Below are 26,669 nucleotides of genomic sequence, written 5' to 3'. Positions count from 1 at the left end.
GATAAGTGTAACGCCGTACGACAGCATAGCCGAGCCTCGCTCATTGACCTTGCTGTCTGGCAATGCACCTGAATCTGACCCATGGGCAGCCATGTAGTGCCCTGCGTCACACAAGCGCCATCGGGAAGCCGAAGGGTCTGCCAAAAAGGTATGAACTTTGCAACAATGCCCTGTCACGCTTGTAATCTTTGGTCATGGTTTTAGGGATGACCGCCGTCGGCTCATGCATCTGGGTGTTTCCATGACAGTCTCACTTCTGGCCACGGGCCTTTGCCCAAGCGTAGCTTGCACCTCAATTGCTCCCGGCAGCGCGTTGCCAGCCACCCGCGACCGATTCTCCTGTCACGCCTCCATCGAAGCACTGATCAACGCCGCAAGGCAGCAGACAGGAGCCATTGCCTGGGCTGCATACGCCGCTGGTGAACTGAAATGCCTGCTCGGGCAGGGCGACGAATGCGTTGTCTGGCCGACACACATCGCTGCTGAAGATTTCGAGGCGTATTGCACTCAGTTGCAGCTGCATTGCCGGGTCGCGGGGCAGGGCGAGGGCGTGCTGGGTTGGGTGTTGGCACCGATGGCTGAAAAAGACCACCCCTTGCTGTTGGATCTGGCTGTCAGGCTGGGCTCGCTGTTGCAGACCGCGGCGTTGATCCGCGCGCAGAACACTCAGCGCGTTCTGTACGAAATCAGCTTGCTGGCCAGTACTACGCTGGACCGCGGCGCTTTTCTGCAAGGCATTCATGAGCAACTCGGGACCCTGATCGATGCCGAAAACTTCTACGTTGCGCTGTATGACCGGCAAAGCGGCAAGATCACCTACCCTTATTACATTGACCGCTTCGATGACGAAGCGATGGCACATGAGACGTTCGAGTTTATCGACGCTGACCGGATGTCGCTCACCGGGTATGTCTTGAGCAGCGGGCAGCCGTTGTTTCTCGATGCCGCCTGCATCGAACTGGCCAAAGCCGAAAACCGGTTTTACTGCGTTGGACGTCTACCCGAGTTCTGGATGGGCGCGCCTTTGAAAAATGCATCGGACGACGTCTTTGGCATGGTCGCGATGCAGGTTTATGACGTGTCTCGTGTCTACAGTGCCCAGGATCGTGCGTTGTTCGCCGTGGTGTCGCGCCATGTGGCCATGGCACTGGACCGGCAGTTGCACCGCACTGACCTGGAGCAGGTGGTGGCCCTGCGCACGCAGCAGCTTTCTGCAGCCAACGACGCGTTGCGTCAGGAAGTCAGGGATCGCGAGCGCGCCGAGCATCTGCAGAATGCCCTGTTCCAGATTGCCGAGCTTTCCAGTCAGCCCGGTGACATGAACGAGCTTTTCCGCAGCCTGCACATGATCGTCGGCGAGCTGCTGGTGGCGCTCAATTTCTACATCGCGCTTTACGACAGTACGACAGGCGAAGTGACCTTTCCGTACTACATTGACAAGTTCAAGCCCACGCCGCCGCGCTCACGACGCGGGCAGCGGGGGTTTACCGAGTATGTGATAGGTCAGCGGCGACCGTGCCTGATCGATTATGACGACGCCCGCAGACTGGAACGCCTTGGCGAAATCGAGTTGCAGCGAGATTCCGGCCGTTCTTATTCCTGGCTGGGCATTCCGCTGTTCGAAGGTGGGCAGGTGCGCGGCGTGCTGGTGGTGCAGAGCTATTCCAGAGACGTCAGCTATACCTTGCGCGATCAGGAGCTGCTGACCTTCGTTTCTCGTCACATCGACACGGCGCTGTCCCGGCGCAGCGCGGCAGAAGCAATCCACACCGCCAATGTTCTGCTTGAAGCCAGGGTTCGAGACAGGACCCGGGAGCTGGATAAGGCCAACGCCAGGCTGCAGCACGAAAACTCCCATGACTCACTGACCGGGCTGCCCAATCGCAGCCATTTGCAACATCGCCTGAGGCAGGCCTGGCAGGACTTCTGCCGCAATGGCCAGCAAGTGATCGTCATGTTCATCGATCTGGATCGCTTCAAGATGATTAATGACAGCCTTGGTCATCACTGTGGCGACATCCTTCTGGTGCAGGCCGCTGAACGCCTGCGCAGTTGCATGCGCGAAAGGGACCTGCTGGCGCGGCTGGGCGGTGACGAGTTCGCCGTGTTGAGCATCGACACGCCGTTGCAGACCGGCACGGAGATCGCTCAGCGAATACTGACCGCATTCGAGCAGCCGTTCGTGATCGATGATCACACGGTTTTCTCTTCCTGCAGTATCGGTGTGGTGGGCGCCGACAGCTGCTTCCATCAGGAACCGGCCGACCTGCTGCGCGATGCCGATACTGCCATGTACCGGGTCAAGAACGGTGGGCGGGACAGCTTTGCGGTGTTCAATCAGGCGTTGCGCCGCGAGGTGTCGGATCAGGTCGAGCAGGAAGGTGCGTTGCGCACGGCGCTGAAACGTACGGATCAGTTGATTCCCTATTTTCAGCCGGTGATCTGCGTCAACAGTGGAAAGTTGCTGGCGTTCGAGGCGCTGATCCGCTGGCGCATGCCGGATGGACGCATCGTCGGGCCAGAGAGCTTTCTGCCTGCGCTCGAGGGGCTGCGCCTGATTGGCCGTCTGGACCTGTACATGCTCAGGCGTGTGGTTTCCATTCTGGCGCAACCCGAGAACAGTCATTGGCCGCCCGTGCACGTGAACTGTTCGAGCTACAGCATCACCCGTCCGGCGTTCGCCGCAGAAGTACTGGCACTGCTTGCCGAGCAGAATGTTGCGCCTGAACGTCTGTGTCTGGAACTCACCGAAGGCGCACTGGTGGCCGATCCCGAGCAGGCACGTCTGTCGATGAAGCTCCTGGCCGAGCACGGCATGTCGGTCATGCTCGACGATTTCGGCGCGGGCTTCTCTTCGCTCAGCTACGTGCACCAGTACCATTTCAGCGGTTTGAAAATCGACAAGTCGTTTATCTTTGGCTTGACCTCCAGTGTGCGCAGCCGCGCCATTGTGCGTGCCATTGTGCGCATGGCCGAATCCCTCGATCTGACCGTGGTTGCCGAAGGGGTCGAGGATCGAGAAACGCTTGAGTTGCTGCGCGAGATCGGCGCCACGCAGGCGCAGGGCTACTACTTCTCCGAGCCGCTGCCGATTGAGCTGTTGGATATCAACACCGGTCTTGCAGCAGGCTGACGCTCGGCCAGTGCTTGCCGCAGACGGCAGGTTGTATCCGTTCTTTGACGCGCTCGATAGACCTGATTTTTATTTAATCATTAAAAATCAACGGATTATGACTTTATGCGGCAGTTGGCACTGGACTTGCTGGTAAACCTGGGCAACAGGTTCATCAGGAGGTGAGAGATGATTATTGGCACGAGTGCGCTTGAGCAGCTTGTTTCCCGGGCTGTTGTCGGGCGCAAGACCGTGGATGAGGTGTCCCAGGACGCCTTCAGCTCGGTCGCTGCCGCTGGCCTGACATCAGGTTCGGCACCGGTTACCGCGCAGACCAGCAGTTCGACATCGCAAGACAGCAAGCAGGACAACAGCGGTTACAACGAATCCTTTGCACGGATGATGATCAACCTGAAGTCCGCCGGTGATACGTCACTGTCGGAAAAGACGGCTGACCGTGACAACGGTGTCATCGGTTCAGTGGCTGGCACCACCAGCACCACTGACACGGCATCGACGGATTCGGTACAACAGAAATTCATGGACTCTCTGAAGCAGACAGCCGAAGAGAAAGTGCGCGAAAAGCTGACGGGCATCACCCAGAAAGACTATGACGCCATGGCGCCACAGGACCAGCTGGCGATTGACCAGAAGGTTCAGGACGCGCTCAAGGACAAGCAGAACGATGTTGCGGATGACATCAACACCCGCATCAGAGGGATCAAGGCCGGTATGGTGGCTTGAAGGCTCGAAAAAAGCCGCTCAGACCATGATGACCGTCGTGCCGATGCTCTGCATTGGCACGATATTCATTGGATTTCAGCCCTGTCACCCCAATTGATGTCTGTACGGCAAATCCGGCCCGACCTTCGTGCAGGTCAGCGCGGCCGCGCCGACGGCGAAACTCAGCATCTCATCCAGCAATTCCCGTGACAGTGTTGCCAGGCCCTCTGGCGTGTCCAGTTGGCGTTCGCTGAGGAAGGTCAGCAGCGCCGCCTGAAACGTATCCCCGGCCCCGACGGTATCGGCGGTGACCACGGTTCTTGCCGGCACCGACCAGGTGCCGTGCTGGCGGGTGAAGACGCTGGCGCCTTGCGTGCCGCGGGTAACGATGACCAGTTGCGTCCGCTTGCCGAGCCAGCCTTCGGCGATCTTTTGTGGATCGCTGTCCGGGTACAGCAGGTGCAGGTCTTCGTCGCTGACCTTGATCAGGTGCGCATGCTCGGCGAACGCTGCGACCTGGCTGCGCCAGCGCTGAATGTCCGGTGCCGGGTTGAGGCGCACGTTGGGGTCCAGCGAGATCAGGCGTGTGCTGCTTTCACGGGCTACCAGCGCCAGCAGCGTGTCGGCAATCGGCTGCACCACCAGGGAAAACGAGCCGACGTGAATGCCGCGTACCTGCCCGTCGAGTTCCGGGAGGTGTTCCAGGCGCAACTGACGGTCTGCGCAGCCTTCGCCTCGAAAGCTGTAAGTTGGCGATCCATCGCTGCCCACGGCGACCATGGCCAGTGTGGTAGGCGCGTCGAAGTCGATCAGGTGATCGGTATTGACCGTTTCCTTTTCCAGCACGGCGCGCAGACGGCGGCCCAGGTAATCGGTGGACAGCCCGGCAAGGAAGCTCGCTTCTACACCCAGACGGCGCAGGCCGATGGCAACGTTGAACGGAGAGCCGCCGGCAATCGCATCGAACCCCAATCTGTTCAGGGAACCGCTGTCATCCGCGCGGGTAAAAATATCGAACAGTGCTTCGCCACAAACCAGAAACATAAGTGCTCCATGAAAAAACGCTTCAAACCTTGCGCAATTGCGCCTGATAACCCTGATAGACCTGCTGGTAGGCGGCCACATTATGCACCACAGGATGCGTCTCACTGCTCTGATCGAGACTCACACAGCGTTCACACAGTTGCTGCAGGTCCTGAGCTTTGCCGTTGGCGCGCGACCAGCACCAGGCCGCTTGAATGGCGGCGCCCAGCGCGGCGGCTTCCGAGTGGTCGGTGCAGATCACCGGTGTGTTCATGATGTCGGCCACGATCTGCCGCCACACGGCACTTTTGGAGCCACCGCCGATCAGACGGATCTTTTCGCTTTTGATACCGCTGTCGCGCAACAGGTCGAGCCCGTAGCGGAGGCCGAAGGTAGTGCCTTCGACTACCGCACGGCACAAGTTGGCCTGAGTCAGATTGGTGCTGTCCAGCCCGACGATGCTGCCGGTAGCGTCGGGCAGGGCGGGCACGCGTTCGCCGTTCAGAAAGGGCAGCATCAGTACGCCTTCGGCACCGATCGGCGCCTGGGCGACCACCTGGTTGAAGCCGCCGATGTCGAGGGCGAACAACTCGCGAATGGCAGTCGTCGCGTTGGTCAGGTTCATCGTGCAGATCAGCGGCAACCAGCCGCCGGAGGATGAGCAGAACGTCGCGACCGACTCATGCTCACTGACCCGCGCCTCATCGCCGTAGGCATACACGGTGCCCGAAGAGCCCAGGCTCATGGTGATCAGCCCCGGCTGGATATTGCCTGTGCCGATCGCGCCCATCATGTTGTCGCCGCCGCCACTGGAGACCAGCGCGTCAGGGTCCAGGCCCAGCAGCCGGGCGACCTCAGCACGCAGTGCGCCCACCGGTTCGTGGGCGTGCAACAGCTGTGGAAGTGCCTTGCCCAGGCGACCGCTCGGGTCGATGTGCGCGAGCAACGGCAGGTCCCACTCGCGAGTGCGCACGTTGAAGTAACCGGTGCCCGATGCGTCGCCAAACTCGGTGCAGCAGCGGCCGGTCAGCCAATAGTTGAGGTAGTCGTGGGGCAGCAGCACCTTGTCGATCCGCTCGAACAGATCCGGGTATTGCTCCTTGGTCCACAACAGTTTCGACACGGTATAGCCTGGGGCGATGACCAGGCCAAGGCGTTGCAGCGAACCCTGCGCGCCGCCCAGAAAGTCCAGCAGGCGCTGGTTTTCCGGTGCCGACTCGGTATCGCACCACAGTTTGGCCGGGCGCAGTACCTGGCCTTGAGCATCGAGCAGCACCAGGCCATGTTGCTGGCCTGAGACCCCGATGCCCTGAATCTGCTGACCGGAAACGCCCGACGCTGCCAGTGCCTCGCGGGTCGCCTGTTGCAGCGCGTCCAGCCATTGCTGCACGTCCTGTTCACGGCGTCCGTTATGGTCGCTGATCAGGCTGTGCGGCGCCGAGCCTTCGCCCAGCACGGTGCCGCTTTCGGTGTCGAGCACCAGCACCTTGGTGCCCTGGGTCCCGCAATCGATTCCAAGAAACATGGGAATTCCCTCAGGCCTTGGCGGCCAAAAGTTTTTCCAGTGTGCCACTCACACCCAGTGTGCGGAGATCATTGAGGTTCTGCTCGAAGGCCGCCACAAATGCTGCGGATTTCGGAATGGCCGAGCCAAAGATTTCTTCCACTGCCAACAAGCGCTGAGTAATAAGCGTGTCATCAGCCACCAGCGCCTGACAGAACCCGGCACGCGGGTCAGGAATGGTGTAGGTCGTGCCGTTTTCGTCGACACCCTTCAGATACAGCGCCCATGCAGCGACCACCAGCGAAGCGCGTTCGAGATTGCCCTGATCGACGATCAGACGATTGATCGTCGGAATGGTGAACTTGGGAAATTTCGACGATCCGTCCGAGCAGACCCGTTCCAGCTGGTCGGCAATTGCCTGGTTGGAAAAGCGCTCGATCAAGGTGTCCTTGTAACCTTCCAGATCAATACCTGGCACCGACGCCAGTTGCGGGGTCACGTCCAGGTCCATATAAGTGCGGATATAGCTCACGAACAGCGGGTCATTCATGGTTTCGTGGACAAAACGATAACCTTTCAGGAAGCCCAGGTAGGTCAATGCCAGATGACTGCCGTTAAGCAGTTTGATCTTCATCTCTTCATAGGGCGTCACGTCATCGGTGAACTGCACGCCGACTTTTTCCCACGCCGGGCGACCATTGACGAACTTGTCTTCCAGCACCCACTGCACGAATGGTTCGCAGACCACCGGCCAGGCGTCGTCGATGTGTTTGTCATCCGCCAGTTGCAGCCGGTGGGCTGCGCTGGTCATTGGCGTGATGCGATCCACCATCGCGTTGGGAAAGCTGACGTTTTCCTTGATCCAGTCGTGCAGATCGGCATCGCGCAACGTGGCAAATGCCAGCAATGCCTTGCGAGTGACCGCGCCGTTGTGTGGCAGGTTATCGCAGGACATCAGGGTGAAGGCTGGCGTACCTTGCGCCCGGCGGCGGGCCAGTGCGGCGCAGAGGAAGCCGAAGACCGTCGTTGGCTGATCCGGGTTTGCCAGGTCGTGCTGAATCTGCGGCAGATGGGCCATGAACTGCCCGTTGCTGTCATCGATGCAGTAACCACCTTCGGTGATGGTCAGCGAGACGATGCGGATGTCCGGGCTGGCCAGTTTGTCGATCAGCGCCTGCGGGCTGTCGTCGGCCAATAGCATGCCGCTGATCGAGGCGATGATGCGGGTTTTGGTGTCAGGCGTGTCACCCAGTTCATAGAGCGTGTACAGGTAGTCCTGTTGTGCCAGTGCATCGCGCACGGCCTTGTCTTCAGGACGCAGGCCCACGCCGCAGATGCTCCATTCAAAGCCTTCGCCGCTGTTCATCAGCGCATCGGTATAAAACGCCTGATGCGCCCGGTGGAAGCCGCCGACGCCGATGTGGGCAATGCCCTGGCGAGTGCTCTCGACGGTGTAGGCGGGCAGGGCAATGTCGGCGTCCAGTCGGGACAGATTATTTTTGTTCAGTTTCATGACGGGCTCTCCGGAACTCAGGCTGCGGCAGTCTGCAAGGCTTTGGCTATCACCAGACCTTGAGCGTCGAACAGGTGGCATTGGGCACTGTCGAGATGCAGGTTCAGCGTCTCGCCATACTGGCTGGCCAGATCGCCACGAATACGCATGGTCAGCGCTTCGCCCGAGCGGGTACGCACGTGACAGTAGGTGTCACTGCCAAGACGTTCGCTGACGTCGGCAACCACCTGCAACTGGCAATCATCGCCCTGGGCAAGGTTCAGGTGTTCCGGGCGAATGCCCAGCGTTACCGCAGCGCCGACGCTCTGTCCTGCGCCATTGACCGGCAGGCTGATGCGCGTTCCGGCATCCAGCTCGACTTCGCAGATGGCGCTGTCCACCCGGCTGATCGTGCCCTTGAGGAAGCCCATCTTCGGCGTGCCGAGAAAGCCGGCAACGAACAGGTTGGCCGGGTGGTGGTACAGCTCGAGCGGCGAGCCGACCTGCTCGACCTTGCCGCCATTGAGGACGACGACCTTGTCGGCCAACGTCATGGCTTCCACCTGATCATGCGTCACGTAGATCATCGTGGCCTGCAACTCCTTGTGCAGGCGCGACAATTCCAGGCGGGTCTGCACGCGCAGCGCGGCGTCGAGGTTGGACAGCGGTTCGTCGAACAGGAAAATCTTCGGGTTGCGCACGATGGCCCGGCCAATCGCGACACGCTGGCGTTGCCCGCCGGACAGTTGTTTGGGCTTGCGCTCCAGCAGCGGTCCGAGCTCCAGAATACGTGCGGCTTCATCGACCTTCTTCTTGATCTCGGCCTTGTCACCGCCCGCCAGGTCCAGCGCGAACGACAGGTTCTTGCCGACGGTCATGTGCGGATACAGCGCATAGGTCTGGAACACCATGGCCAAGTCGCGCTTGGCCGGCGTGACCTGAGTGATGTCCCGGCCATCGAGCTCGATGGTTCCCGACGTCACTTCTTCAAGCCCGGCGATCAGCCGCAGCAGGGTGGATTTGCCGCAGCCCGAAGGCCCGACGAAGACCACGAACTCGCGGTCTTTCACCTCCAGGTCGATACCCTTGATGATCTGGTGACCGTCAAAGCCTTTTTGCAGATTGCGGATGCTCAGGTTAGCCATGTTGGACTCCTTCTTGTTCTTTGGGCCGGGCTATTTGACAGCGCCGAACGACAGGCCGCGAACCAGTTGTTTCTGACTGATCCAGCCGAAAATCAGAATGGGTGCACAGGCCAGGGTCGAGACCGCTGACAGCTTGGCCCAGAACAACCCTTCAGGGCTGGAGTAGGAAGCGATCAAGGCAGTCAACGGCGCTGCGGCGGACGAGGTGAGGTTCAGCGACCAGAATGCTTCGTTCCAGCACAGGATCAGCGACAGCAACGCGGTGGAAGCCAGGCCGCCCTTGCAGATCGGCATCAGCACGCGAAAGATCTCCTGACGGGTGCTGGCCCCGTCCAGCCGTGAGGCCTCGAGGATCTCGCCGGGGATATCCTTGAAGTAGGTGTAAATCATCCAGACCACGATCGGCAGGTTGATCAGCGTATAGATGATGATCAGCGCCAGCCGCGAATCGAGCAGGCCAAAGGTCTTGGCCAGCAGATAGATCGGCATCAGCACGCCCACCGGCGGCAGCATCTTGGTCGAGAGCATCCACAGCAGTGTGCTCTTGGTGCGCTTGGTCTCGAAAAACGCCATGGAATACGCCGCAGGAATCGCGATCAGCATGGCCAGCACCGTGGCGCTGAAGGAAATCAGCACCGAGTTCCAGGCAAAATGGAAGTAATCGCTGCGCTCCTGAATATGCAGGTAGTTTTCCAGCGTCGGCGTGAAGAACAGCTGTGGCGGTGTCGCGAACGCATCGATCTCGGTCTTGAAGCTGGTCAGGACCATCCAGAAGATCGGAAAGAACACCAGCGCAGCGATGATCCAGGACAGGGCCCCGAGCAGCAGGCTTTGCAGACGGCGTGATTGTTTGAGGGTCATCATGGCAAGGTCCTCATGACTTGTCGGTGAGGTTTTTGCCGATCATCCGGATCAGGATGATCGCCGCGATGTTGGCTATGACCACGGCAATCAGCCCGCCCGCCGAGGCCATGCCGACGTCGAACTGCAGCAGCGCCTGGATATAGATCAGGTAAGCCAGGTTGGTCGAGGCAAAGCCCGGCCCGCCGTTGGTCGTGGTGAAGATTTCAGCGAATACCGAAAGCAGGAAGATCGTTTCGATCATCACCACCACGGCAATCGGACGCGCCAGGTGCGGCAGGGTGAGGTGCCAGAAGATCGCCAGCGGACCTGCGCCGTCCAGCCGCGCTGCTTCTTTCTGCTCCTGATCCAGTGACTGCATGGCGGTCATCAGGATCAGAATGGCGAACGGCAGCCATTGCCAGGACACAATGATGATGATCGACAGCATCGGGTAATGGGCAAACCAGTCAATCGGTTCGGCGCCGAAGAACTTCCAGACCGCCGCAAGTACGCCGGACACCGGATGAAAGATCAGATTTTTCCAGATCAGCGCACTGACCGTGGGCATGATGAAGAACGGCGAGATCAACAGCACACGGACGATGCCGCGACCGAAAAACTCGCTGGCCTCCAGCAGCGCCGAAATCAGCACGCCGAAGATCACACTGATCGCCAGCACGCTGCCGACCAGCAGCAGGGTATTGCCGGCACCCGGCAAAAAGCCGCTGTCGGTCACGAAATACTGGAAGTTCTCCAAGCCGACGAATTCGTTTTCGCCAGGGGAGAGCAGGTTGTAGCGGATCAGCGAGAAGTAAATGGTCATGCCCAGCGGCACGATCATCCACACCAGCAGAAGCGCTACCGAAGGACTGACCAGAAACCAGCCCGGCTTGAATCGACGGTTTTTGAGCGGTTGCTGTTCGCCGGACAGGTCCGTGCGTTCAGGGGAGGCTGAGGTATTCATGGGGAGCTCCGAACCGGATTGCACCAGAGTTGTTGCGCAGTTGAGCGGCAGGGCGAGAGCATTGGCTTTCGCCCTGGTGCGTGACAGTTACTTTTTCGGGTAACCCGCTCGTTTCATGTCGCGCGCGGTCGCGGTTTGCGCATTCTGCAAGGCCTGATCCACAGTGGACTGACCTATGAGCGCTGCGGAGAACTGCTGACCGACGCTGGTGCCGATGGCCTGGAACTCGGGAATGGTGACCAGTTGAATGCCGACGTAAGGCACGGGATCGCGTGTCGGGGCCTTGGGATTGGCTTTCTTGAGCGATTCCAGTGTGATGTTGGCAAACGGTGCAGCCTTTTTATACTCGTCGGTATAGGTCGAGGCGCGCGTGCCCGGCGGTACGTTGGATACACCGTCGGTATCGGCGACCAATTTGGCGTACTCTTTCGAGGTCGCCCACTGGGTGAACTCGGCAGCATCCTTGGTGTTCTTGGCGCTGGTCGGGATCGCCAGCGACCACGAGTAAAGCCACGATGAGCCCGTCTCGGTCACTTCATGCGGGGCGTAAGTAAAGCCGACGCTGTCGGCCACTTTGCTCTGCTTCTTGTCGGTCACGAACGAACCGGCAACGCTGGCGTCGACCCAGATGGCGCATTTGCCGCTGTTGAACAGCGCAAGGTTCTCGTTAAAACCGTTACTTGAGGCACCCGGCGGGCCGTATTTCTTCATGGTATTGACGTAGAAGTTCAGCGCATCCTTCCATTCTGGCTGATCGAACTGTGGCGTCCACTTCTCATCGAACCAGCGTCCGCCATAGGCGTTGGCCAGCGTTGTGATCAGCGCCATGTTCTCGCCCCAGCCAGCCTTGCCGCGCAGACACAGGCCGTACTGTTCCTTGGGCTTGTCGGTCAGTTTCTCGGCGAACCCGGCGATCTGGGTCCAGGTAGGGCGCTCGGGCATGGTCAGGCCTGCGGCCTTGAACAGGTCGGTGCGGTAGTAGGTGATCGAGGCTTCAGCATAGAACGGCAGGGCAAACAGTTTGTCGTCCACCGACAGGCCGTCGCGTACTGATGGGAACACATCCTTCAGATCGTAGCTGTCAGGCAGGTCTTTCATTTCCTGCAGCCAGCCTTTCTGACCCCAGAGTGAGGCTTCGTACATGCCGATGGTCAGCACGTCGAACTGGCCGCCCTTGGTGGCGATGTCGGTGGTCAGGCGTTGACGCAGGACGTTCTCTTCCAGCACGACCCAGTTGAGCTTGATATCGGGGTGCTTTTCTTCGAAGGTCTTGGAGAGGCGTTGCATGCGAATCATGTCGCTGTTGTTGACCGTGGCGATGGTCACGGTCCCCGCGGTGGCACTGCCACTGAACACGAAACAGGTGCTGAGGACGGAACTGGCGAGCAGAAGTTTTGCTGAGTTCTTCATTGATCACTCCTCTTCCACGCCCAAAGGACTGCAGAAGGATGGTTATTGTTTTTTTCTCTTCCGGAGGTGAGGAAGATGTGCATTGATTACACCGGCGTTCGGTCTGAAAGACAAATCCTGCGCCGCACTCTGACTGATACTTTTTTGCACTCGGGTGGGAAAAGGTAACAGCGCCGAATCGCCCATAGGGCGGCTTCGACGCAACTCCAGCGTAGACGATGAGGGCGAGGGCGGGGCGAATCAGTACAGGTTTTGTTCGGTCAGACGCTGAACGGCGAGTCGGCGGTAGTGCGACGGAGTCATGCCCTTGAGTTGCTGAAAACGCCGATTGAAGTTGGAAATATTGTTGAATCCGGACTCGAAGCACACATCGGTGACCGGTTTGTCGCCGTCGGCGAGCAGTTCGCAGGATTTGCTGATACGCAGCCGGTTGACGAACTCCACGAAGCAGCGCCCGGTAGCCTGTTTGAACACCCGGGAAAAATAGGTCGGTTTCATGCCCAGATACTCGGCGACTTCCTCCAGCGGCAGCTCGCGGCCATAGTGGGCGAAAATATAATCCACCGCCCGGTTGGTGCGATCCACGCTGTGCTCGTCCGCCGTGTGGGCGACCGCCGTGCCTGACAGCAACTGGTAGTCGTCGCTGGCGGCGAGCAGTTCGAGCAGAATGAAGAAATGGCCCAGGCGAGTAATGCCTCGCGAGTCGGCGATTTTCTGCATCTGCTTCATGGCCTGACGAATCGTGCGTTTGCAGCGAAATTCGATGCCGTAGCGGGCGCGCTCCAATAACGGCGTCAGGGTCTTGAGCTCGGCAAACACCTGGTTGCCGCTTTCCAGCAGCTCATCGGTAAAGTTGACCAGCATGTCGCGCTTGGGCACCACTTCACCGTCGTCGATCTGGCTGATCCAGTTATGCGGCAGGTTGGGGCCGGTGAGAAACAGGCTGGCAGGATTGAAATTGCCGATGTAGTCGCCGACAAACACCTTGCCGGAGCTGGCGACGATCAGGTGCAGTTCATATTCCTTGTGGAAGTGCCAGCGCACCAGCGGGCAGGGGAAACCATGCTCGCGGTAGATGATCGACAGACCGTTGTGGTCGTCCATCAGTTCGTAGGAAGGGTCGGCGATTCTTGTTGTTTTATTCATTGGCGATGTCATGTTCATCTGTTGCCAAAAGAGTAATGTGCCTGATTTTTCAGTTCAATGCCCGGTCATTGGCAAAAATCGCCTACGATCAGGCCTCTGCACAGAGGAGGCGTTGACCGATGAAACAGATCCTGCTGATCGGCATGGGGGCCGGGGATCCCGAACAGATCACCCTGCAGGCCGTTGCGGCCCTGAACCTTGCAGAGGTGATCTTCATCCTCGACAAGGGCTACGTCGACGATCAGTTGCTGAGGCTGCGCAAAGAGCTCTGTCAGCGCTATATCACTCATCAACGCTACCGTCTGGTGCAAGTCCAGGACCCTCGACGTGAAGATGATCCAGAGGCCTACGAGCGCGGCATCGAGGGGTGGCACGAACAGCGCGCGGTACTGTTCGAGCGGCTGTTGACCGATGAACTTGACGTGGATCAGGTCGGCGCGTTTCTGGTCTGGGGCGACCCGTCGCTCTACGACAGTACGATGCGCATCCTTGACCAGGTTCTGGCGCGGGGTAAGGAGGCTTTCGAGTATCAGGTGATACCCGGTATCACCAGCGTCCAGAGTCTGGTCGCGCGGCACCGCATCCCGCTCAATCGCATTGGCGAGTCGATTCTTGTCACCACCGGCCGACGCATGGCGACAGCTCCGCTGCAGCACCCCGGCAACGTCGTGGTGATGCTCGACGCGCACTGCACATTCGAGCGTTATACGGGGCAGGGGCTGGACATCTATTGGGGCGCGTACCTGGGCACGCCGGACGAGATACTGGTGGCCGGACGGCTGGATGATGTCTGCGAGCAGATCAAGCGCCTGCGCAGTGAGGCACGCGAGCGCAAGGGGTGGATCATGGATACCTATTTGCTGCGCAAACCGGCCTAAGCCGGTTTTTCATCCTTGTTGCGATTCTTCGCTTCGATCCACTGCGCCATGTATTTGGTGCTCTTGTGGTGATGGTGCCGCAGCATGGCGCCGGTGAAGTTCGCCAGGCGATGCTCCGTCAGTCCGTTGCGAAGGGTCTCGATGCGTTCGATCAGGCTCGCACAGTGCTGCCGATGCTGGAAGCGTGCCTGCAGCAACGCCTGACCCGCTTGTTGCGCTTCAAGCCAGAGGTTCTGGTCCTGATACAGCCTGACCGCAGCGCCAGCGATTTCCGCAGGGTTATCGGCAATGATGCCGGGCCACGGCAGCCCGCCGCTCATGGCTTCCGCACCCACCGGCGTCGTGACTGACGGCGTTCCGCAGAGCATCGCGTCCATCAGCTTGCCCTTGATGCCGGCCCCGAAGCGCAATGGCGCGAGGCACACCCGCGCGTTGGACATGACCTCCAGCGCATCCTCGGCCCAGTGCTTCACATGAAAGCCCTGAGCGGCATTGTGCAGCGCCGAGGCCTTGGGTGGCGTATAGGCGCCATAAATGTGTAGCTGGGCTTCGGGCAGTTGCTGGCGAATCAGCGGCCAGATAACGGTTTTCATCCACAGCACGGCATCCCAGTTGGGCGCATGGCGGAAGTTGCCGATGCTGAGGAAGTGCGCACGCTGTGCAAAAGGCCGGAAGCTGTCGGGAATACCGTCGATCATCAATGGGCACCAGTGCAGCAGCGCCGCGGGCAGGCCGAAAGGGCCGCTCAACAGCGCGATTTCGACATCCGACGTCATCAGGTTGAGGTCGCAGCGATACAACGAAGCAATTTCGCGCTGCGCCAGATCACTGGATGCGATCTGCCGGAAAAGCTGCGGCGCTGAAACGTCGGCGCTGCCCGGCCCGGCCTCGGCACAATCGCTGTTCAGCGAGTCCTTCAGCAACTGATGGCGTGCGTGGCGCAGGCTCTGGAAATCCGACGTCTCCAGCATCCGCAGTGCGTCAGGACACTGCTGCTCGACCCGCCAGCCGAACTGCTCCTCGATCATGAACTGATCGAAGAGCACCACATCAGGCTGCAATTGGCTGACAAATACATCAAAACTGCTGTCGTTGAGCGTGATGTGCACTTCATTGATGCCCAGACTGAGCAGATCGGCGCGATGCTCGCCCTCGGTGGCAGGGCTGGCGAAGGTGATCTGCCAGCCCTGCTCCAGAAAGCATCGAATCAGTTGCATCATATGCCCGCTGGCGGCCGAAGATCGCGGCTCAGGCCATACGTAGCCAATGATCAATAAGCGGGTGCTGACAGGCTTTTCAGTGCGGTTGAAGGCAGCGTCGATGTCAGTCAAGGCTGTTTCCAAGAATGCTTTTTACCTTGTCACGCAACTGGTCGATGGAGAACGGCTTGCCGATCGAGTGCATGCCTGGCGGCACGTCGATATTTTCCGAGTAACCGCTGGCGAACAGCACGGGCAATTGCGGGCGAAGTTCGATGACCTTTTTGGCCAGTGCAGTGCCTTTCATGTCAGGCAGCCCCTGGTCAGTCATCAACAGGTCGATGTGATTGGAATCGTCTGCAACAAAGGTGAGTGCCGACGTAGCGTCCTCGGCTTCCAGTACCTTGTATTCCAGCTCTTCGAGCACGTCGACAATCAGCATGCGCACAATGGCGTCGTCTTCGACCACGAGAATGGTGCGGGCTGTGTCGGGCATGGTTGACTCCTTAAACCTGAATAATGGTGATAGCGCAGACGGTGTGGAGTTTCGCGCATCCTTTCCCCTCGACTCAGGGTAACCGAGCGAGGGCCTGTCCGCTGTCGATACAGTCCCTGTATCAGTAAATAAAAACCGTGTGGAAGTTCAATCGAGGCACAAATACTGTAAATCGCGAGGGCGACTCACGGGTTGGCGTCATTAATGAATACCGGCGTGAGCTTATCGCCCATTTATGTGTGAAATTTCAATCCTCTATGTCAGAAATAAGAGTGTTTTCTGTAGGTTTACGGCAAACTCTACGGTTTTGATCCATTGGTCAGGGATATTTCATGAATCGGACGTCTGTTGTCGATGAACAACGCTTTCGAAAATTGCTGGGACGTAACGTTGGCTTGCCACTGGGTGTCGGTGTACTGAGTGCAGTTTTCTTCATTCTGCTGATCAGTTATCTGCTCACTGCAATACAGTGGGTCGAGCACACTGACCGGGTGATCAACAACACCAACCGCTCAATGAAACTGTCGATAGACATGGAAACCGGCATGCGCGGTTTCCTGTTGACGGGGGATCAGCATTTTCTCGACCCCTACGAGGTCGCCAAGCCGCTGCTGCTCGCCGAGCTGCAGGGGCTGGAGAAACTGGTAGACGACAACCCCACGCAACTGGATCGGTTCAGACGTCTGTCCACACTGCAGCAGGAGTGGAATGCGTTCGCCCAGGAGATGATCACGTTGCGGCGCACCAACGGCGATTATCAGACGCCGGTACTGGCCGGACGTGGCAAGCGAATCACCGATCAGATCCGTACTGAATATGATCAGGCGGTGGAAATGGAGCAGCAACTTCGTCTGACCCGCAATGCGGAAGTCACGCGCAGTACCATCCTTTCCGTCACCCTTTATCTGATATTCGTGGTGGTCGTCAGCGCAATTCTGGCCTATATCGGTCGCAGGGATCTGCTGTCGCTGTCGAATACCTACAGCGAAAACCTCAGGCTTCAGGAAATCAATTCCGAGCGTCTGCAGAAAGTGGCCTGGCTGCGCAATGGCCAGAGCGAGCTGGCTGAGCAGGTTCTGGGGCAACTGACGCTGAGCATGCTGGGCCGCAATATCCTCCAGTTCCTGACCCAATACCTGGGCGCGTCGGTGGCGGCGGTCTACATTCGCCAGGACCACGGCGGCCTCACACGGGCTGCCTCGTATGGCTTCTCCCGCGAACAGGAGCAGCAGGATCAGACCATTCACAGTGATGAAGGCATTGTCGGGCAGGCCGCCCAGCAGGACCGCATCATTACCCTGGATGAACTGCCGGATAATTACTTCAAGGTTGCGTCCGGCCTGGGCGAGGGCTCGCCGCGCAGCGTGGTGGTGGTGCCAACCAGCAATGACGATCAGGTCAACGGCGTGATCGAACTGGGTTTTCTGCGCGCCCTGACCGAGCGGGACATCGAGTTCCTTGAGCTGGTGGCGGACAACGTCGGCACGTCCATCGAAGCCGCCCGTTATCGCCAGCGTCTGCAGGAGGTGCTGGCCGAGACCCAGCAGCTCAACGAAGAGCTGCAGGTGCAGCAGGAAGAACTGCGCACCGCCAACGAAGAGTTGGAGGAGCAGTCGCGCATCCTCAAGGAATCCCAGGCTCATCTGGAGACCCAGCAGGCCGAACTTGAGCAGACCAACGAGCAGTTGGCCGACCAGAGTCAAGCGCTGGCCGAGCAGCGCGATGCGCTGGATCGCAACAACGAAGAACTGAATATCGCCCAGGCCGAGTTGCAGGCGCGGGCGGACGAGCTGCAGCGTGCCAGCAAGTACAAGTCCGAGTTCCTCGCCAATATGTCCCACGAGTTGCGCACGCCGCTCAACAGCTCGCTGATCCTCGCCAAGCTGCTGGCCGAGAACCCGGGCGAAAACCTCACCGCCGAACAGGTCAAGTTTGCCGAGTCGATCTATTCGGCAGGTAATGACCTGCTGAATCTGATCAACGACATTCTGGATATTTCCAAGGTCGAAGCCGGCAAGCTGGAAATGCGTCCGGAAAACAGCAGCGTGTCCCGTCTGGTTGAAGGTCTGCGGACACTCTTCCAGCCGCTCGCCGCCGAGAAGAAACTGGCGTTTACCGTCGACATCCAGGCCGGTGCGCCCACCATGCTGTTCACGGATCGCCAGCGCCTTGAGCAGATCCTCAAGAACCTGCTGTCCAACGCGATCAAGTTCACCGAGGCCGGCTCGGTCAGCATGGTCGTCTCGCGCCAGCCAGGCGCCGGTATCGCGTTCATTGTGCGTGACTCGGGCATCGGCATCGCCGAGGAGCATCAGCAGGGTATTTTCGAAGCGTTCCGTCAGGCAGACGGCACCACCAACCGGCGTTATGGCGGTACCGGCTTGGGGCTGTCGATTTCACGAGATCTGGCGGCATTACTGGGCGGATCGATCAGTGTCACCAGCGCACCGGGGCAGGGCAGTATTTTCAGCCTGGTGCTGCCGGAGCATTACGTCGAGCAAGACGATCGCGAGCCGGGCAGCGATCTGCCGATCGTGTCAGCGCCTGCTGCGCTACAGCCGTATGCCCCTGTGCTTCCGGTCATTGCGCAGCCCGTTCCGGCACCCGTGCCGATGGATACGCCGGTGCCGGTATTTGACGACGACCGTGACAAGGCACCTTTCCAGCGGCGCTGCATCCTGGTGATCGAAGATGAAGTGCGATTCGCCCAGATTCTCTACGACCTGGCCCATGAGCTGGGTTACGACTGTCTGGTGGCGCATGCTGCCGACGATGGCTTCAATCTGGCATCCCGTTATACGCCGGATGCGATCCTGCTGGACATGCGCCTGCCGGACCATTCGGGCCTGACCGTGCTGCAACGTCTCAAGGAGCTGGCGCCCACCCGGCACATTCCCGTGCACGTGATCTCGGTCGAAGATCGTCAGGAAGCCGCATTGCACATGGGCGCCATTGGCTACGCGGTCAAGCCGACCACACGCGAAGAGCTCAAGGACGTGTTCGCCAAGCTGGAGGCCAAGCTGACGCAGAAGGTCAAGCGTATCCTGCTGGTCGAGGACGACGCGCTACAGCGTGACAGCATCGCGCGCCTGATCGGTGACGATGATATTGAAATCACGGCGGTAGGCTTCGCCCAGGAGGCGCTGGACCTGCTGCGCGATCATGTCTATGACTGCATGATCATCGACCTGAAGCTGCCGGACATGCTCGGCAATGAGTTGCTCAAGCGCATGTCGATGGAAGACATCTGCGCCTTCCCGCCGGTCATCGTCTATACCGGCCGCAACATGACCCGCGATGAAGAAGCCGAGCTGATGAAGTATTCGCGTTCGATCATCATCAAGGGCGCGCGCTCGCCGGAAAGGCTGCTCGATGAGGTGACGCTGTTTCTGCACAAGGTCGAATCGCAACTGTCCAACGAGCGACAAAAGATGCTCAAGACCGCGCGTAGCCGTGACAAGGTCTTCGAGGCGCGCAAGATCCTCGTGGTCGACGACGATGTGCGCAATATCTTCGCGCTGACCAGCGCTCTGGAACATAAAGGCGCGGTGGTGGAAATCGCCCGCAATGGTCTGGAGGCGATTGCCAGGCTTAACGAGGTAGAAGACATCGATCTGGTCCTGATGGATGTGATGATGCCTGAGATGGACGGCTATGAAGCGACCATCGAGATTCGCAAGGATCCGCGCTGGCGCAAACTGCCGATCATCGCCGTCACGGCCAAGGCCATGAAAGATGATCAGGAACGCTGCCTGCAAGCGGGTTCCAACGATTACCTGGCCAAGCCCATTGATCTGGACCGTCTGTTTTCGCTGATTCGCGTCTGGCTGCCGAAGATGGAGCGTATCTGAATGAGGGCTCAATGTAGAGGCGTCTGCGATGACAAGCCCGGACCGCACCATGCACCGTGATCGAAGCATGGATATCGAGCTGCGCCTGCTGATCGAGGCGATTTACCTTCAATACAGCTACGACTTTCGTGATTACTCCGGCGCTTCGGTCAAGCGTCGCGTGATCCATGCGCTGCGTCAGTTCGATTGTGCGACCATCTCCGCCCTGCAGGAACGTGTGCTCCACGATCCTGCAGCATTCATGCAACTGCTGCAGATTCTCACGATTCCGGTCAGTGAGATGTTCCGTGACCCGTCGCATTTTCTGGCAATCCGCAACGAGGTCGTGCCGGTACTGCGCACCTACCCGTCACTCAAGGTGTGGATTGCCGGTTGCAGCACGGGCGAGGAGGTCTATTCCACGGCGATTCTGTTGCGCGAGGAGGGGCTGTTGGAGCGGACCATCATCTATGCGACCGATATCAACCCCAGTTCGCTGGAAAAGGCCAAGCAGGGCATTTTCTCTATGGACAATGTGCGGGCCTACGCCGAGAACTATCGGAAAGCAGGAGGGCAGCGCGATTTTGCCGAGTACTACACGTCTGCCTATGACTACGCGATCTTCGACAAGACGCTGTGCGAGAACGTCACGTTTGCCGATCACAGTCTGGCCACAGATAGTGTATTCTCCGAAACGCAATTTATTTCTTGCCGTAACGTACTGATTTATTTCAACAAAAAGCTTCAGGATCGAGCGTTCGGGCTGTTTCATGATTCGTTGTGTCATCGTGGCTTTCTGGCGTTGGGCAGCAAGGAAACCCTGGATTTCTCCGCCTACGGTGGCGCCTTCGAGGCGCTGGTGAAGCCCGAGCGGATTTACCGGAAATTATGAAAGTCACGTTTGGCGATGACACGCTCAGCCACCCGTTGCCCGTGGTCGATGCCATTGTCGTCGGCGCCTCGGCGGGCGGCGTGGAGGCGCTGCTGAAAATATTCAGCGGCCTGCGCAAGGGGTTTACGTTACCAATCCTGATGGTCCTGCATTTGCCTGATGACCGGCTCAGCCAGTTGGCCAATGTGTTTCAGAACCGGCTGGCGATTCCGGTCAAGGAAGCCGACGACAAGGAGGGCATCGTGCCCGGCACTTTGTACGTTGCGCCAGCGGGCTATCATGTTTCGGTGGAGTCTGACTTTTCCCTGTCATTGAGTCAGGAGGACAGGGTGTTTTATTCGAGGCCCAGTATCGACATTCTGTTCGGTTCGGCCGCTGATGCCTATGGGCCGAGACTGGCTGGCGTGCTGTTGACCGGCGCCAACAATGACGGCGCGAACGGATTGCTGCAGATCAAGAAGTATGGTGGTTTCACGGTGATTCAGGACCCGTCGCAGGCTCAGGCTTCTACCATGCCTGAAGCTGGCCTGGCGCTGCACTCGCCCGATTACCTCCTTTCCCTGAACGATATTGGCCGCTTGCTGGTCGAGCTGGAACGAAGCGCATGTTAAGTGAAATTCAGGCAAAACTGCTCATCGTTGACGATTTGCCGGAAAACCTGCTGGCGCTCGAAGCGCTGATCAAGCGCGGTGATCGAATCGTCTACAAGGCGCTGTCTGCGGACGAAGCGCTGTCACTGTTGCTGCAGCACGAATTCGCCATGGCCATCCTCGACGTTCAGATGCCCGGAATGAACGGCTTCGAACTGGCCGAGCTGATGCGCAGCACGGAAAAGACCAAAAGCATTCCAATTGTCTTCGTCAGTGCTGCCGGCCGCGAGCTGAATTACGCCTTCAAGGGCTATGAAAGCGGTGCCGTGGATTTTCTGCACAAGCCGCTGGATATTCACGCGGTGAAGAGCAAGGTCAACGTGTTCGTCGATCTTTACCGACAGCGCAAGGCCATGAAAATACAGGTCGAGGAGCTTGAGCGCAGTCGTCAGGAGCAGGAAGCCCTGCTCAAGCGTCTGCAGTCGACCCAGGGCGAGCTGGAACACGCGATTCGCATGCGGGACGACTTCATGTCCATCGTGTCCCACGAGGTGCGCACGCCGCTCAACGGCCTGATTCTGGAAACCCAGCTGCGCAAGCTGCACCTGGCCAAGGACAATGCGGCGGCGTTTACCATGGAGAAGCTGCGCGCGATGGTCGATCGCGACGAGCGACAGATTCAGAGCCTCATCCGCCTGATCGAAGACATGCTCGACGTATCAAGGATCCGTACTGGCAAGCTGTCGATCAGACCGAGCCCGTTCGACCTGAGCGAACTGGTCACGCAACTGCTGGAGAGCTTTGCTGCGCAGATCGCCGCCGCCAATTCCACCATCACCCGGTTCGCCGAACAGCCGGTGATCGGTGTCTGGGACGAATTCCGTATCGAGCAGGTGGTTGCCAACCTGCTGACCAACGCGCTGCGCTACGGTGCGCGAAAGCCGATTGAAGTGCATGTGTACAGCAAGGACAGCGAGGCTTTCATCGAAGTCAGGGATCAAGGTATTGGCATTACGGCCGAAAACCAGAAGCGCATCTTTCAGCAGTTCGAGCGGGTGTCGAGCAATCACGCTGTTGCCGGGTTGGGTCTTGGGTTGTTCATTTCCGATCAGATCGTCATGGCGCACGGCGGTCGCATCGAGGTGGAAAGTGAAGAGGGCAAGGGTTCTGTGTTTCGTATCTGCCTGCCTCTGTAAGGTCGCCGCCACCGGCAATAAAGTTTAATCACAGGCTGGCGCAACCTCCCATGCGTGCCGTGGTCGTAATGGCAGCTATTTATAAGATCAAAGGCAGTTCAATGAGCGCTGATGCAGAAAACGTCGTACTAATCGTCGAAGACGAGCCCCTGATCCTGATGCTTCTGGCCGATTATCTGTCGAATGAGGGTTATCGTGTCCTGAAAGCCCAGAACGGCGAGCAGGCTTTCGAGATTCTGGCGACCAAACCCCATCTCGACCTGATGATTACCGATTATCGGCTGCCGGGCGGCGTTTCGGGCGTCCAGATTGCCGAGCCTGCGATCATGCTGCGGCCTGAGTTGAAGGTGATTTTCATCAGCGGTTACCCGGCGGAGATACTCGACTCGGGCAGCCCGATTGCGCTGAAGGCGCCCATTCTTGCCAAACCCTTCACCATGGACACCTTGCATACCCAGATTCAGAAGCTGCTGGCTTGATGGCGAATGAGCGGGCAACCGGACAAGTCTGCGCTACCTGAAGCCTGAGCATTGCTCAGGCTTCAATCATTTCCCGTACTTTTGAAGTCAGGTGATCGAACGCAAAGGGTTTGGTGATCAATTGCATCCCTGTGTCCAGAAAACCTCCGCGCACCGCCGCATGTTCTGCATAACCGGTGATGAACAGCACCTTGAGTTCCGGTCGCAGTTGCCTGGCGATTTCCGCCAGCTGCCTGCCGTTCATGCCTGGCAGGCCTACATCGCTGATCAATAGATCGATGCGCCGTCCGGATTCCAGGATCGGCACGGCGTCCGTCGCTTCGCCAGCCTCGATAAACGTGTAGCCCAGCTCGCCGAGCACTTCACTGACCAGTGCCCGCACGGCGGGGTCGTCTTCGACGATCAACACCGTCTCGCCATTCTCGGCATAAACCGCGTTGCTCTGGAAGCTTTGCTCGGTTTCGTTCGCCAGCCCGCTAAAGCGCGGCAGAAACAGTTGTACGGTAGTGCCGACGCCGACCTCGCTCTTGATCAGGACGTGGCCATGTGATTGTTTGCTGAAGCCGTAAATCATCGAAAGACCCAGGCCCGTGCCCTGGCCGATGGGTTTGGTGGTGAAGAAGGGGTCGAAAGCGCGGCTGATGACAGTCTCAGGCATGCCACAGCCATTGTCGCTGACGCTCAGTACGACATAGTCACCCGGCAACAGGTTCTCATGGGCATTGGTGAAGGATCTGTCCAGTTGCTGATTGAAGGTCTCGACCACCAGCGTACCACCGTCAGGCATGGCGTCGCGGGCGTTGAGCACCAGGTTGAGCAGGGCACTCTCCAGTTGGTTGGGGTCGGCTTCTGCGGTCCAAAGATCGTGTGCCAGACGCAACTGCAGGTGAATGCTCTCGTTGACGCTGCGCTGCAGCAGTTCGTCCATGGCATTGACCAGATGATTCATCTCGACCGGCTTGGAGTCCAGCGACTGACGCCGTGAGAAGGCCAGCAGGCGATGGGTCAGGGCGGCAGCGCGGTTTGCCGACGTCACACCCAGGTCAATAAGGCTGTTCAGGTCCTCAGTGCGCCCACGTGCCAGCCGCCGCCTTATCAATTCCAGACTGCCGATGATCCCGGTCAGCATGTTGTTGAAGTCATGGGCAATCCCGCCGGTCAACTGGCCGACCGCTTCCATTTTCTGTGACTGGCGGAGAATCTCCTCTTTGTGACGCAGCTGCGAGGTTCGCTCTTCAACCTGTTGCTCAAGTGTTTCGTTGAGACGACGCAATTGCGACTCGGCCTGCTTGCGCTCGGTGATGTCAGACGTCACGCCCGCCAGTGAGCCGACCATGCCGTTCTTGCTGCGAGTGGCGCGGGCGCGTACATCCACCCAGTTGAGCGAACCGTCCGGCCAGACATTACGGTACTCGATGATCAGGTCGACACCGGTGTCCAGGCTGCGCTGCAACGCCGATTGCATTCTGGGCTGGTCTTCGAAATAAACGGCGGCCAGCCAGTCGTCGTAGTCGAGCGTGTTCTGCTCGTCGCGGCCGTAGTGACTTTTGGTGATGTTCGAGCAGGTCAGCTTGAGGTCTTCCGCCTCCAGTACCCATGAGCCCAGCCTGCCGGCCATCAGTGCATTCTGCAGGCGGCCTTCGCTTTCGTGCAGGTCCTCCATGCGTGCCCGGGCTTCATACTGACGTCTTCGACCGCGCACTGCCGTCATCACCAGGCTGACCAGCGTCACCGGATGGAAAGGGCGTTCGAGAAAGGTCACGTTACCCAGCAGGCTGCCCGTGCGCGCAGGCGGGGTGTGATCCGGTCCGCCGTGATGGGTCAGCAAGACGATAGGCAAGTCCGACCAGGGCGGCTGGCGACCGAGGAGTTCGAGCAACGGGGTCATATCTGCGTTGCGCAGTGCCTCGTCAGCGATGATCGCCAGGCCGGCCCCCATACCCAACTCTCTGACCAGCTCGGACACATCACGGGCTACCGTTGCCGGGTAACCCGCTTCGTCGAGAATGCGCAGAGCGATCTGACTGTCCCGCCCGCGTGGGGCGAGAATGATCGCGCGCTCTGACGACAGGCCTGGAGTACTCAAAGGTCGTCATCCTCAAGCAGCGGTTTCTTGTCGCCCATGTACGACGGCACACCGCGCAGTACGCCCTGAAAGGCCTGCAATGGTTCGCCGATTTTCAATCCGTTGGAACTGATGCGGTACTCGCGGATAGTGGACTCGTGAGTACCGGTACGCTTCTTGATGATCGATATCGCTCGGCGTACCTGGCCCAATGCTTCGAAGTAGCGCAACAGAATCACGCTGTCGGCAAGGTAGGTAATGTCCACCGGCGAGCGCATATCGCCCACCAGTCCGTGCTGCGCAACGGTCATGAAGGTCGAGGCGCCCTGGCGGTTGAGGTAGAGCAGCAGCTCGTGCATGTGCAGAACCAGCGCGCTTTCTTCCGGCATCGCAGCCTGATAGCCGTTGATGCTGTCGATGACAACGGTCTTTATCTGCTTTTTATCCACCGCGCGTCTTACGCGGTGTGCAAATTCACCAGGGGACAACTCTGCGGCGTCGATCTGTTCGATCACCAGATTGCCGGTTTCCTGCAGCGCACGCAGGTCGATCCCCAGTTTGAGCATGCGCTCAAACAGCAGGCCCATTTCCTCATCGAATATGAACAGGCCAACACGCTCGCCGCGTGCGACCGCCTGCACGGCGAAAACCAGCGAGATGAGCGATTTCCCGGTCCCGGCCGGGCCGAGAATCAAGGTGCTGGAGCCGCCTTCGATGCCGCCTCCCAGCAGATTGTCCAATTCCGGGATGCCGCTGCTCAATTGGGAGCGCGAGTAGTTGGAGCGGTGTTCCGCCGCCACCAGGCGTGGAAAGACGTGAATACCGTTCTCGGCAATGGTGAAGTCGTGAAAACCGCCGCGATACTTCTGGCCACGATACTTGACGATTTTCAGGCGCCTGCGCTCGGCACCGTAAGTAGGTGTCAGTGCCTCAAGGCGAATAACGCCGTGGGCGACACTGTGCACAGTCTTGTCCAGCGCCTCGGTGGTCAGGTCATCAAGCAGCAGCACCGTCGCGTTGTAGCGGGTGAAATAATGCTTGATAGCCAGGATCTGCCGTCTGTAACGCAGCGAACTCTGCGCCAGAAGACGGATTTCCGAGAGGCTGTCGATCACCACGCGAGTGGGTTTGACGCGCTCGACCACCTCGAATATCTGCCGCGTCGCCTCACCCAGCTCCAGGTCCGAGGAGTAGAGCAGACTCTGGTGATGATCGGCATCGAGCAGGCTTTCGGGCGGCGTCAGTTCGAAGATATTGATATGTTCGTCGAGTTCCCAGCCGTGCGAGGCGGCACCCGAGCGCAACTCGCTTTCAGTCTCGGACAGGGTGATGTAAAGGGATATTTCGCCCGCTGCCGCTCCGGCCTGCAGAAATTGCAGGGCCACGGTTGTCTTGCCGGTTCCGGGTTCTCCCTCGAGAAGAAACACATGACTGCGTGAAAGACCCCCTGCAAGGATGTCGTCCAGGCCCTCAATGCCGGTTGCCGCTTTTGACGTATTCAAGTATCGCCCTCTGATAACCGTACAGGTTTTGTTGCTACTGATTACTGGACCTTCGCCTGATGCGACCGTTCCCCCTATTTGAGGGGGACAGCGATATCGAATATAGCCGGGCGGGTGATTTTCGCGTCCGGCAAATGTCACTTCAGTCCGGTTCCGGTGTGCCTGTTGCAGTTGTTATAG

Annotated in this window: 20 protein-coding genes; 8 read left to right on the top strand and 12 right to left on the bottom strand. The window is 59.0% G+C overall.

From position 1 onward, the window contains the following. Nucleotides 1–223 precede the first annotated feature (223 nt). Both KBY02_RS07715 and KBY02_RS07710 read left to right on the top strand, forming a co-directional pair. The gene (locus KBY02_RS07715; RefSeq protein WP_225650122.1) at nucleotides 224–3,133 is read left to right on the top strand and encodes an EAL domain-containing protein; all 2,910 of its coding nucleotides are present in this window, start codon (nucleotides 224–226) and stop codon (nucleotides 3,131–3,133) included. Between the two features lie 168 nt (nucleotides 3,134–3,301). Continuing rightward, nucleotides 3,302–3,856 carry a hypothetical protein gene (locus KBY02_RS07710; protein ID WP_003369324.1) on the top strand — a complete coding sequence of 185 codons (555 nt, stop codon included), beginning with the start codon at nucleotides 3,302–3,304 and terminating at the stop codon, nucleotides 3,854–3,856. 84 nt (nucleotides 3,857–3,940) lie between these two features. On the opposite strand, the gene KBY02_RS07705 is transcribed toward KBY02_RS07710, so the two are convergent. From KBY02_RS07705 to KBY02_RS07670, 8 genes are all read right to left on the bottom strand, one after another. Next, nucleotides 3,941–4,879, bottom strand: coding sequence for a carbohydrate kinase family protein (locus tag KBY02_RS07705; protein WP_024641981.1), 939 nt, complete (start codon nucleotides 4,877–4,879; stop codon nucleotides 3,941–3,943). Nucleotides 4,880–4,901: 22 nt separating this feature from the next. Next, nucleotides 4,902–6,383 carry a xylulokinase gene (gene xylB, locus KBY02_RS07700; RefSeq protein ID WP_225650120.1) on the bottom strand — a complete coding sequence of 494 codons (1,482 nt, stop codon included), beginning with the start codon at nucleotides 6,381–6,383 and terminating at the stop codon, nucleotides 4,902–4,904. Between the two features lie 10 nt (nucleotides 6,384–6,393). Next, nucleotides 6,394–7,875 (bottom strand): mannitol dehydrogenase family protein, encoded by a 1,482-nt coding sequence (locus tag KBY02_RS07695; protein WP_225650118.1) that lies wholly within the window; start codon nucleotides 7,873–7,875, stop codon nucleotides 6,394–6,396. Nucleotides 7,876–7,892: 17 nt separating this feature from the next. Then, a complete protein-coding gene (locus tag KBY02_RS07690) occupies nucleotides 7,893–8,999 on the bottom strand; it encodes an ABC transporter ATP-binding protein (RefSeq protein ID WP_058398582.1) in 1,107 nt (368 codons plus the stop codon). 30 nt (nucleotides 9,000–9,029) lie between these two features. Further along, on the bottom strand, nucleotides 9,030–9,863 hold the full coding sequence (locus KBY02_RS07685) for a carbohydrate ABC transporter permease (protein ID WP_003347187.1): 834 nt from the start codon (nucleotides 9,861–9,863) through the stop codon (nucleotides 9,030–9,032). A gap of 10 nt (nucleotides 9,864–9,873) precedes the next feature. Continuing rightward, nucleotides 9,874–10,806: a carbohydrate ABC transporter permease gene (locus KBY02_RS07680; protein WP_011267681.1), complete on the bottom strand. Its 933-nt coding sequence runs from the start codon at nucleotides 10,804–10,806 to the stop codon at nucleotides 9,874–9,876. An 87-nt stretch (nucleotides 10,807–10,893) separates the two neighbouring features. Beyond that, nucleotides 10,894–12,216 (bottom strand): ABC transporter substrate-binding protein, encoded by a 1,323-nt coding sequence (locus KBY02_RS07675; RefSeq protein WP_024638808.1) that lies wholly within the window; start codon nucleotides 12,214–12,216, stop codon nucleotides 10,894–10,896. A 240-nt stretch (nucleotides 12,217–12,456) separates the two neighbouring features. Next, nucleotides 12,457–13,362: an AraC family transcriptional regulator gene (locus KBY02_RS07670; protein WP_003402817.1), complete on the bottom strand. Its 906-nt coding sequence runs from the start codon at nucleotides 13,360–13,362 to the stop codon at nucleotides 12,457–12,459. A gap of 119 nt (nucleotides 13,363–13,481) precedes the next feature. On the opposite strand from KBY02_RS07670, the gene cobF reads away from it, so the two are divergent. Continuing rightward, a complete protein-coding gene (gene cobF / locus KBY02_RS07665) occupies nucleotides 13,482–14,240 on the top strand; it encodes a precorrin-6A synthase (deacetylating) (protein ID WP_011267684.1) in 759 nt (252 codons plus the stop codon). On the opposite strand, the gene KBY02_RS07660 is transcribed toward cobF, so the two are convergent. After that, nucleotides 14,237–15,571, bottom strand: a complete 1,335-nt coding sequence (locus tag KBY02_RS07660) for a glycosyltransferase (protein WP_054092591.1) — start codon at nucleotides 15,569–15,571, stop codon at nucleotides 14,237–14,239. The genes cobF and KBY02_RS07660 overlap by 4 nt on opposite strands. Further along, nucleotides 15,564–15,935, bottom strand: a complete 372-nt coding sequence (locus KBY02_RS07655; RefSeq protein ID WP_003369350.1) for a response regulator — start codon at nucleotides 15,933–15,935, stop codon at nucleotides 15,564–15,566. Before KBY02_RS07655 ends, KBY02_RS07660 begins: the two co-directional genes overlap by 8 nt. A 332-nt stretch (nucleotides 15,936–16,267) precedes the next feature. Here KBY02_RS07655 and KBY02_RS07650 point away from each other — a divergent pair, with 332 nt between their 5' ends. From KBY02_RS07650 to KBY02_RS07630, 5 genes are all read left to right on the top strand, one after another. Beyond that, nucleotides 16,268–19,786: a response regulator gene (locus tag KBY02_RS07650; RefSeq protein ID WP_024660620.1), complete on the top strand. Its 3,519-nt coding sequence runs from the start codon at nucleotides 16,268–16,270 to the stop codon at nucleotides 19,784–19,786. Between the two features lie 49 nt (nucleotides 19,787–19,835). Continuing rightward, nucleotides 19,836–20,657, top strand: coding sequence for a CheR family methyltransferase (locus KBY02_RS07645; RefSeq protein ID WP_024638804.1), 822 nt, complete (start codon nucleotides 19,836–19,838; stop codon nucleotides 20,655–20,657). Beyond that, entirely contained in the window at nucleotides 20,654–21,268 is a 615-nt protein-coding gene (locus KBY02_RS07640) for a chemotaxis protein CheB (protein ID WP_225650116.1), read from the top strand. Before KBY02_RS07645 ends, KBY02_RS07640 begins: the two co-directional genes overlap by 4 nt. Next, nucleotides 21,262–22,443 carry a hybrid sensor histidine kinase/response regulator gene (locus tag KBY02_RS07635; protein WP_011267688.1) on the top strand — a complete coding sequence of 394 codons (1,182 nt, stop codon included), beginning with the start codon at nucleotides 21,262–21,264 and terminating at the stop codon, nucleotides 22,441–22,443. Before KBY02_RS07640 ends, KBY02_RS07635 begins: the two co-directional genes overlap by 7 nt. Before the next feature lie 101 nt (nucleotides 22,444–22,544). Continuing rightward, on the top strand, nucleotides 22,545–22,922 hold the full coding sequence (locus tag KBY02_RS07630; protein WP_024641974.1) for a response regulator: 378 nt from the start codon (nucleotides 22,545–22,547) through the stop codon (nucleotides 22,920–22,922). Nucleotides 22,923–22,977: 55 nt separating this feature from the next. Here KBY02_RS07630 and KBY02_RS07625 read toward each other — a convergent pair whose 3' ends face one another. Then, nucleotides 22,978–25,008 (bottom strand): response regulator, encoded by a 2,031-nt coding sequence (locus KBY02_RS07625; protein ID WP_024641973.1) that lies wholly within the window; start codon nucleotides 25,006–25,008, stop codon nucleotides 22,978–22,980. Next, nucleotides 25,005–26,489, bottom strand: a complete 1,485-nt coding sequence (locus tag KBY02_RS07620) for an ATPase domain-containing protein (RefSeq protein ID WP_011267691.1) — start codon at nucleotides 26,487–26,489, stop codon at nucleotides 25,005–25,007. Before KBY02_RS07620 ends, KBY02_RS07625 begins: the two co-directional genes overlap by 4 nt. Nucleotides 26,490–26,669: the final 180 nt, after the last annotated feature.

The organism is Pseudomonas sp. P129 (assembly GCF_020312195.1).
Taxonomy (GTDB): domain Bacteria; phylum Pseudomonadota; class Gammaproteobacteria; order Pseudomonadales; family Pseudomonadaceae; genus Aquipseudomonas; species Aquipseudomonas fragariae.
This window is presented reverse-complemented; position numbering and strand designations above follow the sequence as displayed.